The organism is Desulfovibrio legallii (assembly GCF_004309735.1).
Classification (GTDB): Bacteria; Desulfobacterota; Desulfovibrionia; order Desulfovibrionales; family Desulfovibrionaceae; genus Desulfovibrio; species Desulfovibrio legallii.
This window is the reverse complement of sequence record NZ_SIXC01000003.1, coordinates 240,119-254,166: the sequence shown is the minus strand read 5'-3', so window position 1 is coordinate 254,166 and position 14,048 is coordinate 240,119. Positions and strand designations below refer to the sequence as shown.

12 protein-coding genes are annotated in these 14,048 nt (G+C 58.3%); 8 read left to right on the top strand and 4 right to left on the bottom strand.

The features are described from left to right. Positions 1-135: 135 nt before the first annotated feature. Positions 136-747 (bottom strand): PilZ domain-containing protein, encoded by a 612-nt coding sequence (locus tag EB812_RS03670; protein WP_130957834.1) that lies wholly within the window; start codon positions 745-747, stop codon positions 136-138. A 602-nt stretch (positions 748-1,349) separates the two neighbouring features. Between EB812_RS03670 and EB812_RS03665 the strand changes: the two genes are divergently transcribed. The 7 genes from EB812_RS03665 (at position 1,350) to EB812_RS03635 (ending at position 10,584) form a co-directional block, all read left to right on the top strand. Next, positions 1,350-3,239, top strand: coding sequence for an ATP-binding cassette domain-containing protein (locus EB812_RS03665; protein WP_130957833.1), 1,890 nt, complete (start codon positions 1,350-1,352; stop codon positions 3,237-3,239). Positions 3,240-3,586: 347 nt separating this feature from the next. Next, positions 3,587-4,576: an ABC transporter substrate-binding protein gene (locus tag EB812_RS03660; RefSeq protein WP_118229973.1), complete on the top strand. Its 990-nt coding sequence runs from the start codon at positions 3,587-3,589 to the stop codon at positions 4,574-4,576. A 157-nt stretch (positions 4,577-4,733) separates the two neighbouring features. Next, positions 4,734-5,789: an ABC transporter ATP-binding protein gene (locus EB812_RS03655; protein ID WP_118229974.1), complete on the top strand. Its 1,056-nt coding sequence runs from the start codon at positions 4,734-4,736 to the stop codon at positions 5,787-5,789. Between the two features lie 86 nt (positions 5,790-5,875). Next, positions 5,876-7,567 carry an ABC transporter permease gene (locus tag EB812_RS03650; RefSeq protein WP_118229975.1) on the top strand — a complete coding sequence of 564 codons (1,692 nt, stop codon included), beginning with the start codon at positions 5,876-5,878 and terminating at the stop codon, positions 7,565-7,567. 2 nt (positions 7,568-7,569) lie between these two features. Then, positions 7,570-8,634 carry an ABC transporter ATP-binding protein gene (locus tag EB812_RS03645; RefSeq protein ID WP_118229976.1) on the top strand — a complete coding sequence of 355 codons (1,065 nt, stop codon included), beginning with the start codon at positions 7,570-7,572 and terminating at the stop codon, positions 8,632-8,634. A gap of 320 nt (positions 8,635-8,954) precedes the next feature. Beyond that, complete coding sequence (gene rpmB / locus EB812_RS03640) at positions 8,955-9,164, top strand: 50S ribosomal protein L28 (RefSeq protein ID WP_118229977.1); 210 nt, start codon at positions 8,955-8,957, stop codon at positions 9,162-9,164. A 442-nt stretch (positions 9,165-9,606) separates the two neighbouring features. Beyond that, positions 9,607-10,584: a rhomboid family intramembrane serine protease gene (locus tag EB812_RS03635; protein ID WP_118229978.1), complete on the top strand. Its 978-nt coding sequence runs from the start codon at positions 9,607-9,609 to the stop codon at positions 10,582-10,584. Positions 10,585-10,606: 22 nt separating this feature from the next. On the opposite strand, the gene hslU is transcribed toward EB812_RS03635, so the two are convergent. Beyond that, positions 10,607-11,920 carry an ATP-dependent protease ATPase subunit HslU gene (gene hslU / locus EB812_RS03630; protein ID WP_118229979.1) on the bottom strand — a complete coding sequence of 438 codons (1,314 nt, stop codon included), beginning with the start codon at positions 11,918-11,920 and terminating at the stop codon, positions 10,607-10,609. Between the two features lie 198 nt (positions 11,921-12,118). Here hslU and tpx point away from each other — a divergent pair, with 198 nt between their 5' ends. Continuing rightward, a complete protein-coding gene (tpx, locus tag EB812_RS03625) occupies positions 12,119-12,622 on the top strand; it encodes a thiol peroxidase (RefSeq protein ID WP_118229980.1) in 504 nt (167 codons plus the stop codon). Between the two features lie 227 nt (positions 12,623-12,849). Here the strand turns inward: tpx and EB812_RS03620 are convergent, their stop codons facing one another. Both EB812_RS03620 and EB812_RS03615 read right to left on the bottom strand, forming a co-directional pair. Then, positions 12,850-13,143 carry a hypothetical protein gene (locus tag EB812_RS03620; RefSeq protein WP_118229981.1) on the bottom strand — a complete coding sequence of 98 codons (294 nt, stop codon included), beginning with the start codon at positions 13,141-13,143 and terminating at the stop codon, positions 12,850-12,852. A gap of 2 nt (positions 13,144-13,145) precedes the next feature. Beyond that, positions 13,146-13,991, bottom strand: coding sequence for a 50S ribosomal protein L11 methyltransferase (locus EB812_RS03615; RefSeq protein WP_118229982.1), 846 nt, complete (start codon positions 13,989-13,991; stop codon positions 13,146-13,148). Between the last annotated feature and the right edge of the window lie 57 nt (positions 13,992-14,048).

The window sequence follows — 14,048 nt, the reverse complement described above, 5'->3', positions numbered from 1 at the left end:
AGGATTTTTCCACCAAATGGCTCTGGAGTTATAATAACGAGCGCCCCAACATGGGCATTGGCGGCATAACTCCCGCCATGAAGCTCGCACAGGTGTCTTAGGCTCTACTTGTAAGTGCTCCTAAAAATGGGAGGATTACCGTACATTACGGTAAAAAAAAGCAAAAATAAAACGGCTAACCAAAAAAACAGATGCAATAATACCATATGTAAATACTGGAATATCAAACATAAAATAAAACACGCTTTCCTTTCTCATATAAAGAACAGCATAAACAGAAAGAGCAATCAAAAATATTGATGTAACAATCAATCGCAGCCATTTTTTCACGAGAAGATAGGTATCCAAATTTCTGGTAAAATTTACTGCAATCTTTTTTTCGCCATTAATGTCATCCACCAGACGCACCACGACTGCCGGTATGCGCACGCGAGATTCATAACCTTCCGGCAGAGTGCCGGGCGGCATGGTGAACTTCAGCACCAATTTGTCCCCTACAGAAGGACACGGTACATCTTGCCGCCATTGGAGCAGCATGCCTGATGACGATAAATCTTCGCTAAGACACCGCAAAGAGAAAGCGCTGTCTGCGGGATCACGCACAGTTACCGGAAGATGGGCCTCATACCGCTGGTGAACGCCACGTCGGGTGGTCCCGCGGCTGGGGATATCGGGCGCGAGACGACGGTCGTGCTTGGGTTTGGGGTAGATTTCCGCGTCGGATGACGCCTCGTTAGGCAAAGACATTATAGTTCACTCCGGTCAAAGATCGAATTTGAGAATTTATGCCAAACAATCAAATTATTCAATAAAAAAATACTAATAGTAACTTTTACTATAAATATCTCTTTTTTCCCCTATTTGGTAAATATGGCATACGGATTTACCATTGTATTGAATGTTCAACTCCATTTTTCTCAACCACTATGTAATAAAACAGCAAGAATATATAATGGTAACTTGCTATTTTTATGCCTAAAAGTGCACATTTAGCGGGTATACGGCAGAATAATCCCCTCTATAAAAAAGAAATAGCGTTTATGCGTAGAATTTCTGAGACTGAACTAAACAGATGCGTTCAATTCAAGCCTCCCGATTTTCCGACAGCCGGATTCTGGCAACGGTGCAGCAGGTCCCACTTGCCCCTCCCCCGCAGGACATGCCATTGGACAGGTCTGGCCGGACGGGGTATCTGATCCACAGGTGTTGCCGCATTGAGCCGCCACGGGTATACGCCTTTGGTGAAGCCCCGGCCGGAACCTTTGGCGACGTGGATACGGCCCCGAAGGCAACGGCTCCCGGACGTTACGGCAGAGAGCTGTTCCTACCCCACCGCGCTGGAGAATATTTTGGCATTTCTGAGCATGCAGGGCGTTACTTTGAACCTTGGCGGCAAGCCGTTGCTGGACGCGGCTGATCTTTCCGTTGAAACCGGTGAGCGCATCTGCCTTGTGGGCCGCAACGGAGCCGGCAAATCTTCTCTGCTGGCGCTTCTGGGCGGGCAGATGGCGCCAGACTCCGGCCTGATTCTCCGGCCCGGTACGCCAATGGGGCAAATGCCCCAGGACGTGCCCGAAGACTGGCGCGGTTCTGTTTTTTCCCTGGTAGCCGCCGCCTTGGGTGAGGAAGGCAAAGCCCTGGCCGCCGCCCATGCCGGAACGGCGCAGGGGCAGGCCGTGGAAGCCGACGCCTGGGAGCACTACGGCGAGGTGCTCGCCGTCATCAACCGGCTGGGGCTGAATCCGGACGCCGACTTCACCGCACTTTCCGGCGGCACAAAAAGGCGGGTAGCCCTGGCCAGGGCGCTTGTGTGCTCCGAAGACCTTATTCTGGACGAGCCGACCAACCACCTGGATCTCACGACCATCACCTGGCTGGAGGACTTTCTGCTGCGCAAGGTCCGCACCCTGATTTTCGTCAGCCACGACAGAGCATTTGCCGGACGCCTTGCCACGCGCGTGGTGGAAATCGACCGGGGCAGGCTGTTCAGCTATTCCTGCGGTTTTGACCGCTATCCGGAACGGCGGGAGGAACGCCTTGCCGCCGAGGAACGCGCCTGCGCACTTTTCGACAAAAAGCTCGCCCAGGAGGAGACGTGGATACGCCAGGGCATCAAGGCCCGGCGCACGCGCAACATGGGCCGGGTGCGCGCCCTTGAATCCCTGCGCTCCCAACGGGCCGCGCGGCGCGCCAGGCAGGGCAACGTGCGCATGGCCGCGCAGGAAGCCGAGCGTTCGGGCAAACTCGTGATGGCGGCGGAAAACGTAGCCTTTGCCTATCCCGGCAAACCGCCGCTTTTCAGCAATTTTTCCGCCGTGATCCAGCGTGGGGACCGCGTGGGCCTCATCGGCGACAACGGCGCCGGCAAGACCACCCTGATCCGCGTGCTGCTTGGCGAGCTGCCCTCCACGGAAGGAACGGTACGTCTGGGCACCCATTTGCAGATCAGCTACTTTGACCAGCTGCGCGAAAGTCTGGACCCGGAAGAAAGCGTCATGCACAGCGTGGCCGAGGGCAACGACGTGGTCACCGTGGGCGGCGCCACGCGCCATGTGGCCGGATATCTGCAGGACTTTCTTTTTACCCCGGACCGCCTCCGGCTGCCGGTCAAAGTCCTGTCCGGCGGGGAGCGCAACCGGCTGCTGCTGGCCAAGCTCTTTACCCGGCCGTCAAACGTGCTGGTGCTGGACGAACCCACCAACGACCTGGACGCGGAAACGCTGGAACTGCTGGAAGAACTGCTTGCGGACTATGCCGGCACCGTGCTGGTGGTCAGCCACGACCGGAGCTTTCTGGACAACATGGTGACCAGCGTGATCGCCTTGGAAGGCGACGGCAGGGCCCACGAGTATGTGGGCGCGTATACAGACTGGCTGCGCCAGCGGGCCACGCCGCCACAGGAACCGAAGGCGGAAGAAAAAGCCGTCCGTCCCGGCCGGCGGACGGACCAGCGCCCCGCCACGGACAAACCCCGCCGCCGCAGCTTCAAGGAACAGCGGGAGTTTGAACTGTTGGGCAAGGAGCTGGACGCCCTGCCAGAGCGCCTGGACGCTCTGGAGCGGGAGCAGGCCGACCTTGAAGCCGCCCTGGCCGACCCCGACTTGTTCACAAGAGATCCGGCAGCCTTTACCCGCACGACAGGCCGGCTTGCGGCCCTGGAAGAAGAACAGACGGCGCTGCTGCTGCGCTGGGAAGCTGTGGAGCAGCGGCTGCAGGAGCTCGGTGAGCTTTCCGGCTGATCCGGAAGCCGCGCAAGGGCCTACGGCTTGCCTGCCTGGCGGAGCATCCCAATACGCTGCGCTGTGGCAAACCTGCTGTTTTCATCTTGGTGTTCCTATGCCAGAGGCACCAGCTTTATCAATGGCATGCTTTACAGTGGAAGGGCAACCGGCTCTGGTTGCTCTGCCCCTGTTTTTAAAATGGCCCGGGGGATGGACTTGATTGCGCCTCGCGGCGATCTGCATCGTTGGAAAATGTATTGTCATTACAGCCTGCTTTGGATACCATGCGGAGAAATTTGTCTTAGGGCCTATTGTTCAAAATTTGCCTCTTGCCAAGCACTTTTCCACAGCTACGAGGAGAACGCATGAAACGTTGCAGTATTTTTTTGTTGGCAGTCGCCATGGTGGCAATCTCCGCAATTTCAGCCATTGCGGGCGAAAAACTGGTTGTCTACACCTCACTAAAAGAATCCATTATTGGTTCTATGAAAGAGGCCTTCGTCAAGAAATATCCTGATATAGCTGTTGACTATCAGTCTGCTGGGGCTGGGAAGCTCATGGCCAAGATTGCTACAGAGCGGCAGTCTGGCAAAATTATGGCCGACGTCATCTGGACCAGCGAAGTGCCGGACTTTTTCAACATGCGCGCCGAGGGCCTTCTGGAAAAATACATTTCGCCAGAGATGCCCAATGTCATCAACCCCTTTGCTGATTTTGACGGTTCATTTACAGCCGTCCGTCTGGGGACGTTGGGCATTGCCTACAACAAACGCTATGTGAAACAGCCGCCCACACAATGGAGCGACATGACCAAGCCTGAGTTCAAGAAGGCGTTCGGCATTGCCAACCCGGCCCTTTCCGGCACCGCATACATGAGCATCCAGCTTCTGGTGGACAAGTTTGGCTGGGACTACATCCAAAACGTGCACAAAAACGGCGCGCGCATTGGCAAGGGCTCTGGCCAGGTGGTGGACGATACAGCTTCCGGCGATTTGCTCGCCTGCATCGGCGTGGACTACATCGTGAATGAAAAGATCAAAAAAGGCGCTGACCTCGCCTTGGTGTATCCGCCCGAGATGCTCGTCATCCCCAGCCCGGCCGCTATTTTCAAAGGCACGCCGAACCTGAATGCGGCCAAAAAGTTTGTGGACTTTCTGCTTTCTGAAGAAGGCCAGCAGATCCTGGCCGAGCAAGGCACCCTGCCCGTGCGCAAAGGCATAGCCCCCGGCAAGGAATACAACCTGCCCTCCGGTGAGGACGCCATGGCCCGCAGCCTCAAAGTTGATTACAAAAAGATTTTGACTGACAAGGAAGCTACTATTAAAAAGTTTACCGACATCATGATGGCAAAATAGTTACAAAAAAGTGACAACTCTGTGACAAATCCACCGCCGTGCGCCCGGAGCGCGCGTTGGTGGGCGCAACGCCGCAGGAGCGACGCCCTTTCCCTCAGGAAAAGGGCGTCGCTCCAGAGTGGTCGTGGTCTGTGCACGGCCACATAAGGGACAGTTTATGGCGGAAATCGTACTCGACAATATTTCAAAATCCTATGGCGAACATAAGGTTTTGCAGAATCTTTCCCTAAAGCTGGAGGACGGCGAGTGCTTCACGCTTATAGGGCCTTCCGGCTGCGGCAAGACTGTGCTGCTGCGCATTATTGCCGGCTTCGAGGCGTTGGACGGGGGCAGCATGCGCATCGGCTCCGAGGTAGTGGCCGACGCCAAAACTGGAGCTTTTCTGCCGGCGGAGCAGCGCAGCCTTGGGGTGGTCTTTCAGGACTATGCCGTGTGGCCGCATATGACGGTACGGCAAAATGTAGGCTATCCTCTCAAAATCGCCAAAACCAACCCGGCGGAAGCGGCAGCGTTGGTGCAGAAAAGCATTGACGACGTGAACCTTACGGGCATGGAAGACCGCTTGCCTTCGCAACTTTCGGGCGGCCAGCAACAGCGTGTGGCCTTGGCGCGCGCGCTGGTGGCGCAGCCCAGCCTGCTTTTGCTGGATGAACCCCTGAACAACCTGGACGCCAACCTGCGCGAAGAAATGCGTTTTGAAATCAAAACGCTGCAAAAAAATCTTGGGGTCACCATCCTTTATGTTACGCATGATCAGGAAATAGCCCTGGCCATCTCGGATCGGATGGCGGTGATGGACGCGCAGGGCGCGTTGCGCCAGGTGGGCACGCCGACCGAGCTCTTTGCCCGCCCTGTGGACGAATTTGTGTTTTCCTTCCTGGGCATGAGCAATTTTCTGCACGTTCGGGTGCAGAACGGTGCGGCCGAATTGGCAGGCCAAGCCTTTCCCCTTTTGCCCGAAGCCGGTTCCTCCGGCGATCTGCGGGTGGGCTTTCGACCTTCGGACGTAGTTCTGCGGCGCGAAGGCCAAGGGCTGCGGGCCAAGGTGCATCGGGCCAGTTTTTTGGGCGCGTTTATGGACTACCAGCTGGAAGTGGGCGGGCAATACCTGCGTACAGCTCTGGATACGCACGAGGCCCTGGCAAACGGCCTGCTGCTTCAAGAGGGTGAAGATTGTGTCTTTACCCTGCGTAACGCGCATTGGTTCAAATAAAAAAACACACGCGCACGACCCTGTTTCGCGCCGTCGAAGATGGCGCGGCCCGGGGTGGCCATTTTTTTCAAATCAGGCGGACAGGTATGCAAGCGGTCAAACGACAACATTCTTTTGGCGTGGCGGAAGTCATTTTATTTCTGTCCATTGCCATTCTTGTCATTGTGGTTGTGGTGCCGGTGGCCCTCATCTTTTTCAACGCATTTTTTGTTGACGGTCAGTTCAACGCTGCAGATGTAGTCAAAACCCTCAGCGAGGGGGAGACGTACCAAGCGCTGTTGAACTCGCTGTTCATCGCCAGCGGCGTGACCCTTTGCGCCACCACTGTGGGCACCTTTTTTGCGTGGCTGGTAACGCGCACCGACATCCCCTACAAAGGTTTTATGAAAAGCATGTTTCTGGTGCCATTCATGCTGCCTTCGTTCATCGGCGCACTGGCCTGGAAAATGCTGCTTTCGCCCCGTGCAGGCTATATCAATCGCTTATGGCGCGACCTTACCGGCTCGGAGAGCGCGCTGTTCGACATTTTTTCGTATGGCGGCATCATCGCCATTGAAACCATGTATCTTTTCCCCTTTGTCTTCATTCAGGTCTGCGGCGCGCTGGAACGCATGGACCCAACGCTGGAGGAATCGGCCCGAATCTCCGGCGCGGGCCTCTTCACCATCACCCGCAAAATCACCCTGCCGCTGGTAATGCCCAGTATTCTTTCTGGGGCACTGCTCATCATGCTGTATTCCATGGCCCATTTTGGCACAGTGGCCGTTCTGGGCATAGAGGTGGGCATCTACAATATCCCTACCCTGATTTACGAGCGCATCCACCAGAGCGCGGGCAGCTTTGATTCCATCCGCACCGGCACTGTACTGGCCTCGGTGCTGGTGGTAACCGCAGCGTGCATCATCTGGCTGCAACGGAAGATTTTGGGATCAGGCAAATACCAAATCATCGCCGGCAAGAGCTTTCGGCCCATGGAGCTGAAGTTGCGCGGTCTGCGCACGCCGCTGTTTCTCTTCTGCCTGCTGTATATCGGCGTAACCATTGTGCTGCCCACGGTAACAATCTTTTTAGTGGGCGGACTGAAAACCTACGGGGTGCCCATCACCTGGGAGAATCTCTCTCTGGAGAACTATAAATACGTGCTTTTTGAGTGGGACCAAACCCAGCAGGCCATCAAAAACAGTATCGGGCTGGGCCTTGCTGCAGCCACCATCACCATGTTCGCGGGGGTGATGATTTCTTACGTCATTGTCAAGATGAAGGTACGCGGCAAGGGCATCCTGGAATTTTTGGGCATGCTGCCTTTTTCCGTTCCCGGTTCGGTTATTGCCCTGGGCGTTATCCTGGCCTGGAGCGGGCGCTTTGGCATCAATCTTTACAACACGATCTGGATTATCCTTATTGCCTACATAGCGCGCTACATGGCCTTTTCGCTCAAGGCCAACTCGGCCGCGCTGGAGCAGGTGCACGACTCGTTGGTAGAGGCGGCCCGCGCCTGCGGCGCCACCATGTGGCAGGCCCTGCGCGACATTGTGTTGCCCCTGGTGCGCCCCGGCATGGTCGCGGCCTTCTTCCTCATCTTTTTGCCCGCCCTGCGCGAACTCACAGTTTCCGTCATGCTTTACGGCACTACCAGCCGCACCATCGGCGTGGCTATTTACACCTTGAATGAAGACGGTGAAACGGTCACTTCAGCCGCCTTGGCAGGCATAGCGCTGATCCTTATCGTGACGGGGCAAACCATTATCAACCACTTTGCCAAAACCAGGCAGGCCTGAGCATGTCCATTACACTGACCGACGTAACCAAATATTTTGGCAAGGTTAAGGCTGTTTCCTCGCTGAATCTGAAAATCGGCGATGGCGAGTGCTTTTCCATGCTGGGGCCATCGGGCTGCGGCAAAACTACGACCCTGCGCATGGTGGCGGGCTTTGAAGATCTGGACGAAGGGGAGATCAGCGTCAACGGCAAGCTGCTTTCGTCCGGTGCGAAAAAATATTACCTGCCGCCGGAAAAACGTGATTTCGGCATGGTTTTTCAGGCCTTTGCCGTCTGGCCGCACATGAGCGTCTACGAAAACGTAGCCTTTCCATTGCGTATCAAAAAAACCAATGCGGCTGAAATCGACAAGCGTACCACCGAGGCGCTGCAGCACACAAATTTGCTGGACGTGGCGCGCAAAAGCCCCGCAGATCTTTCCGGCGGCGGCAAGCAGCGGGTAGCCCTGGCCAGGGCGCTGGCCATCAACCCTTCTGTCATGCTCCTGGACGAGCCCCTTTCCAGCCTCGACCCGCACCTGCGTGAAGAAATGCGCTTTGAAATAAAAGAGCTGCAAAAAATATACGGCTTTTCCATCATGTACGTGACCCACGATCAATCAGAGGCCATGGCCCTTTCAGATCGTATTCTGGTCATGAAAAACGGCGTGGTGCAACAAATAGCCTCGCCGCTCGAAGTGTATACCAACCCAGCCAATCGATTTGTGTTCAGTTTTATTGGGCTTTCCAACTTCACGGACATGACGGTAACCGAAAGTGCTATGGTGCTGGACGGCGTTGCCGCGCCGTTTCCTTCCGGCTGCGTTCCAGACGCGACCATTGTGCGCGCGGGCACGGGTACCATGGCAAGCCGCCCTAATGAAATCGAATTTGTCGATGAGGGCGGCGTGCCCGGCATAGTGGAACGCCGAACTTTTCTTGGCGAACTTATTGACTATCAAGTCAGAGTGGGCAAACAGGAAGTGCGGGTGCAAAAGGGACGGTATGGCAAGGGCCCTCAGACCGGGGAAGCGTGCCGACTGCATTTTCTGAAGCCGTACTGGTTTCCACTGACCGCATCAGAATGATGCGCCGCAACAGCGGCGCTCCAAGCCAGATGGCGGCGTGATTTTTCCCCTGCGACCGCCTCAACACACGGCCGTTCTTGGACTTTGCTATAATAGACGAGATTACAAGGCTTTTTTACACCATGTGCCGGGGGCCCTTACGGCTTGCCCAGGCCAGATGCCGCAGGGTATTTTGTGCAAGGTTTTTCGGGAAAATTTCTTGCCTTTTCCTCCGGCATGGACTATATAACCGTTTCGCGCGGTCATGCCCGCCCAGAGGTGCTTTTTGACGCCGGGCCTCGTTTTTGCCGCCAATTTTTTTTGCATCTGCGGAGGAAAATATGAGCAAGGAATGCGTGTTCTGCGGCAAAAAGCCCCAGGTTGGCAATCTTGTGAGCCACTCCAATATCAAGACCAAGCGTCGCTTCGCCCCCAATCTGCAGCGCGTGCGCCATCAGTTTGCTGACGGCAGCGTGCGTACGCTCACCGTGTGCACCCGTTGCCTGCGCTCCGGCGTAGTGACTAAGCCCCTGGTGCGCAAAGAGAGCTAACCTGGACAATTTTTACGCGAAGCTGTTTTCGCAGGAAGACTCCGACAGGCTTTTCTGTCGGGGTCTTATTTTTTTCTCTGCTCCGCAGTACCGTCACTCAAGCGCCTCAGGCGCCCAATTGCGCTGTATCCCGACTAGAGTATTTAACACTTGAAATGCTCGCTTACGGCAGGCAAAAGCCTGCCTTCTCGCATTTCGTGGCAAGGATTTTCAAGAAAATCCTTGCAGAGCAGTTAGCTCATTTCATTCGCTAACTGCTCTATACGGCCACCCCATCCGTCCAAGGCAAGCCCGGCAGCTATCCCGTGGCTGCAAGCGTCTGCGTAAAGCACAGCAGTGAAGCCGACACAGCTCGGTATATTCCAGACAGCGCCCATTTTTTTAAAGGAAGGGCTGGCTGGGGGGCAGTTGAGCTGCAGCGGGCCCGATGCTACCATGCCGTATGCGCGCTGTTTCTTCTTCCTCCCGCCATCCCTTGCCTGCCGGGCGCTGGCGCGTGCGGCGCAGGCCCGGTTCCGTCCCCCCATTCTGGCGCAAAATTCTGGAAGTGGAGGGCGCGGCAGGCTACGCCCGTGCCCGCGACCGTCTGCTGGTGCTGGAGGCCTGCCGCATTCCGTGCAGGACGGTTTGCTTTGGAGGACAACTGTGCGCCTATGTGCCGCCCTTGCTGGAGCAGCGGGCGCGCCTGGAACTGACGGAATTTGTGCAGGAGCAGAAACCGCGCCCGCCCCGGACGCCCTGGCGGCCTTTCCCCTACAGTTATCTTTCCATTCTGGCCTTGCTGCCGCTGGTGCTCTGGCACGGCTGGCGGGCAGGCTGGTGGCCTGTGCCCGTGTGCTTGCCGCCGCCGGAAACCTGGGCCACCGCCGGGATGCTGGACGCGGTGCGCGTGCGTGTGTTCGGTGAATGGTATCGGGTAGTCACGGCCCTGACCCTGCACGCCGGGCTCACCCACTTGTGCGGCAATGTGGTTTTTGGGGCGTTGTTTCTGATTTTGCTGGCCCGCTGTGTTGGGCCAGGGTCGGCCGTGCTGCTGACCCTGCTGGGAGGGGCGGCGGGCAATGCGCTGACCGTGCCCTTGCGGCCTGGGGCCTTTACCAGTCTGGGCTTTTCCTCCGCCCTGTTTGCCGCCATAGGGGGGCTGGCCGGGGCCATGGCCCGACGGGAACGCCACTGGCGCAAAGCCATGCTGCCCGTGGCTGCTGGAGCGGCCTTGCTGGCCATGCTGGGGACGGAAGGAGAAAATACGGACTATCTAGCCCATGTGGCCGGGCTGGTCTGCGGTCTGGCCCTGGGCCTGCTACCGCTGCGGCGCGTGGGGGTGCGGCCCTCGGCCTTACGCCAGGCAGCGGCCTTTGCCTTGGCCCTGGCTCTGCCGGCAGCGGCCTGGCTGTGGGCTTTTGCCGCGGCGGGGCGGTAGCCCGCCCCGCGCCGGACAATTGTTACAGAATATATTGGCTCAGATCCTGATCGTTGCGCACGTCCTGAAGTTTTTCGGCCACATAGGCCTTGTTGACCACCACCTGCGCACCGGGCATTTCGGGCGCGTCAAAGGAAAGGTCCGCCAGAATTTTTTCCATGATGGTGTACAGCCGCCGTGCGCCGATATTTTCGGTGCGGGCGTTGGTGTCTTCGGCAAAGGCGGCAATTTCTTCCAGGCCATCGTCTGCAAAGCTGAGGCGGATCTGCTCGGTCTGCAGCAAGGCCGCGTATTGCTTGGTCAGGGCATTGTCCGGCTCTTTGAGAATGCGCAAAAATTCTTCCTTGCCCAAAGCCTGCAGTTCCACGCGCAAGGGGAAACGGCCCTGCAATTCAGGAATCATGTCCGAGGGCTTGCTGAAGTGAAAGGCCCCGGCGGCAATGAACAGGATATGATCCGTACGCACCATGCCGTACTTGGTGTTGACGGAGCTGCCCTCTACAATGGGCAGCAAATCGCGCTGCACGCCCTCACGTGAAATGTCCGAAGTATGGTTCTGCGAGGTGCTGGCAATTTTGTCGATCTCGTCGATAAAAATAATGCCGGTCTGCTCCACGCGCTCACGGGCGCGGTCCACCAGGGCTTCCTGGTCCACCAGCTTGCCGGACTCTTCCTGCACCAGCACGTTAAAGGCGTCGCGCACCTTCATTTTGCGCTGGCTGCGCTTGGGTGGAAAAGCCTTGCTGAACATGTCGCGCATCTGGCCGCCCACCTGCTCCATGCCGGGGATGGCAAAGACGTCCACGCCCATGCCTCCCTGCTCGGTCACTTCCAGCTCCACTTCACGCTGGTCCAGAAAACCCAGGCGAAACTGCTGCAAAAGTTTTTCCCGCGTGTCCGCGCGGTCAGTCACGCCGAAAGAACTGGGCAACAGCAGATCCATGAGGCGGGATTCCGCCGCGGCTTCGGCAGCCTTGCGCACGCGGGCGTTTTCCTCCTCGCGCACCAGGTTGATGCCGATTTCCATAAGATCGCGCACCATGGATTCCACATCCCGGCCCACATAGCCCACTTCTGTAAACTTGGTGGCCTCCACCTTGATGAAGGGCGCGCCGGAAAGTTTGGCCAGCCGCCGGGCTATCTCCGTTTTGCCCACGCCCGTAGGGCCCATCATAATGATGTTCTTGGGCGAGACCTCGTCCCGCAGCTCCGGGTCCAGGTGCTGCCGCCGCCAGCGGTTGCGCACGGCCACAGCCACCATACGCTTGGCCTGCTCCTGCCCTATGACAAATTTATCCAGTTCGGCCACAATCTGCCGGGGTGTCAACGTGCTCATCAAACGCTCCTGCTTGGGGTAACTGCATCTGTAGTATAAGCACCTTCCGGCGTCTGGCAAGCGCAGGCCGGACTTGCGGCATCGCTGCCCCCCGCGTATGCTGCAATCAGGCAAGAACCCTTCTTGTCAGGAATAGTTATTGACAATCCCACAAGCCTGCGGCACAGTGCGGACAACCCGAGCAACAAGGAGTTGACCATGAATACCGTCACGTTTAAAGGTACGACCATGCACTTGAGCGGCAACCAGCCCGCCGTGGGGCAGAAAGCGCCGGATTTTACGCTCACCGCCACGGATATGAGCCCAAAAGGTCTGAAGGATTTTGCCGGTAAGGTGCTGGTACTGGTCAGCGTGCCTTCGCTGGACACGCCCGTCTGCGATATGGAGGTGCGCCGTTTCAATAAAGAAGCCGCCGCGCTTTCAGATAAAGTGCGCATTGTGGCCGTGAGTTGCGACCTGCCCTTTGCCCAGGCCCGCTGGTGCGGGGCCGCCGGTGTGAGCGCGGTGCAGACCCTTTCGGACTACAAGGAAGCGAACTTTGGCAAAGCCTACGGCGTGCTTATCAACGAGCTGCACCTTCTGGCGCGCACCATCTTCGTGGTGGCCCCGGACGGCACCCTGGCCTACAGCCAGATCGTGCCCGAAGTAGCCCATGAACCCGACTATGCGGCAGCCTTGGAAGCGGTGAAAAAACTGGCCTAAAGACCCTGCGCGGCTTTTGCAACAAACCGCCGTGGACGCCCTAAGGGCACAGTCCCTCTGGGCCGTCCATGGCGGTCAGGTCTGGAGCAGGCGGACCTGAAGGCCGGTCTGCCAGGGATCTTTCCAAAGAGCGCGGTAACGTGCGCTCCGGCGTGCCGTAAAGAATTCCGCCAACCAGGGGCACAAGGCCGGGGCACGCGGCCCGTCTGCAGATTCGGGCCCGTGGGTCAGGGTCTGCGCCGCCCACGTTCCCGCGTCAGGGGCAAGGCCAGCGCCGTCACCAGCAGTTGCCCCACGGCCAGGGTCACATCCTTGTCCAGCCAGGCCGCCCCCAGCACCAGCCCCGCCCCCCACAGCAGCGGCCCCACCCGACCGAGGCTATACCCCACGACCTGCGCAGCCGCGCCCAACGCCAGCAGCCCCACGGCCAGCCAGATCGGCGCAGCAGCGGGCGGCAGCCAGAGCGTCAGAGGCGCGGACGGTGCGGGCGACAAGCCGGGAGGCGGCGCAAGGCCCGGCACAGCTACTTCCAGATCAGGGCCCGCCAACTTTCCCGCGCCACCTGGCGCGGTGCGGGCAGCCCTTGCGCCGCATAGGCCGCCGTGACGCCGTCGGCCTGAATATCCAACAGGCCGGAAAGCACCAGGCAGCCGCCGGGGGTCAGACGGCGCACCAGGTCCGGGGCCATTTCCGTCAAGGGCCGGGCCAGAATGTTGGCCAGGATCAAATCATAGGTATGGCCTTCGGCGGCCTCCACGCCGCCCAACCCCAGGTCCAGACCGGGCACGGCGTTGCGGGCGCGATTTTCTTCCGCATTTTCCACGGCCAGGGGGTCGATATCCAGCCCCAGCCCCCTCAACCCACTTTTGCAGCAGGCAATGCCCAGCACGCCGGAGCCCGTACCCAGGTCCAGAAAAGTCTGACCGGCTCGCAGACGTCCCGCGTCCAGCAGGCTGCTCAGCACTTCCAGGCAAAGGGCCGTGGTGGCGTGATGCCCGGTGCCGAAGGCGCTTTTGGGCTCAATAATAATGCGTATTTTGTCTGCAAAGGCGGGGTCTTCCGCCAGCCAGGGCGGCAGCACCACAAAACGCCCGCAGACCACCGGGGTAAAAAACTGCCGCCAGGCGGCCAGCCAGTCCTGCGCCTCCAGGCTGTCCACCTGGCAGACGGCCTCCGGCAGCCAGGCCAGGCTGTCCTGCCGCAGTTGCTGCACAAAATCCGGATTGTCGCAGTGCACGCGAAAAACCGTTTCTCCGGTGGGCAGACTCTGCTCTTCCCAGCCGAAGGGCACACGCAGGGTCAAAAAGCCTGTAGCCCGGTCGAAATCCGCCTCCGGAACGGTCAGCTCCCAACGAAAAATCTGTTTCATGACGTCTCCTTACACGCCGGCAGTCTGCCAGATTTTCGCCGCTGGGTCGAGCCCGCG

Coding starts and splice junctions, on each gene's coding strand:
- EB812_RS03670 (WP_130957834.1), bottom strand. CDS start 747: ATGTCTTTGCCTAACGAGGCGTCATCCGACGCGGAAATCTACCCCAAA.
- EB812_RS03660 (WP_118229973.1), top strand. CDS start 3,587: ATGAAACGTTGCAGTATTTTTTTGTTGGCAGTCGCCATGGTGGCAATC.
- EB812_RS03655 (WP_118229974.1), top strand. CDS start 4,734: ATGGCGGAAATCGTACTCGACAATATTTCAAAATCCTATGGCGAACAT.
- EB812_RS03650 (WP_118229975.1), top strand. CDS start 5,876: ATGCAAGCGGTCAAACGACAACATTCTTTTGGCGTGGCGGAAGTCATT.
- EB812_RS03645 (WP_118229976.1), top strand. CDS start 7,570: ATGTCCATTACACTGACCGACGTAACCAAATATTTTGGCAAGGTTAAG.
- rpmB (WP_118229977.1), top strand. CDS start 8,955: ATGAGCAAGGAATGCGTGTTCTGCGGCAAAAAGCCCCAGGTTGGCAAT.
- EB812_RS03635 (WP_118229978.1), top strand. CDS start 9,607: ATGCGCGCTGTTTCTTCTTCCTCCCGCCATCCCTTGCCTGCCGGGCGC.
- hslU (WP_118229979.1), bottom strand. CDS start 11,920: ATGAGCACGTTGACACCCCGGCAGATTGTGGCCGAACTGGATAAATTT.
- tpx (WP_118229980.1), top strand. CDS start 12,119: ATGAATACCGTCACGTTTAAAGGTACGACCATGCACTTGAGCGGCAAC.
- EB812_RS03615 (WP_118229982.1), bottom strand. CDS start 13,991: ATGAAACAGATTTTTCGTTGGGAGCTGACCGTTCCGGAGGCGGATTTC.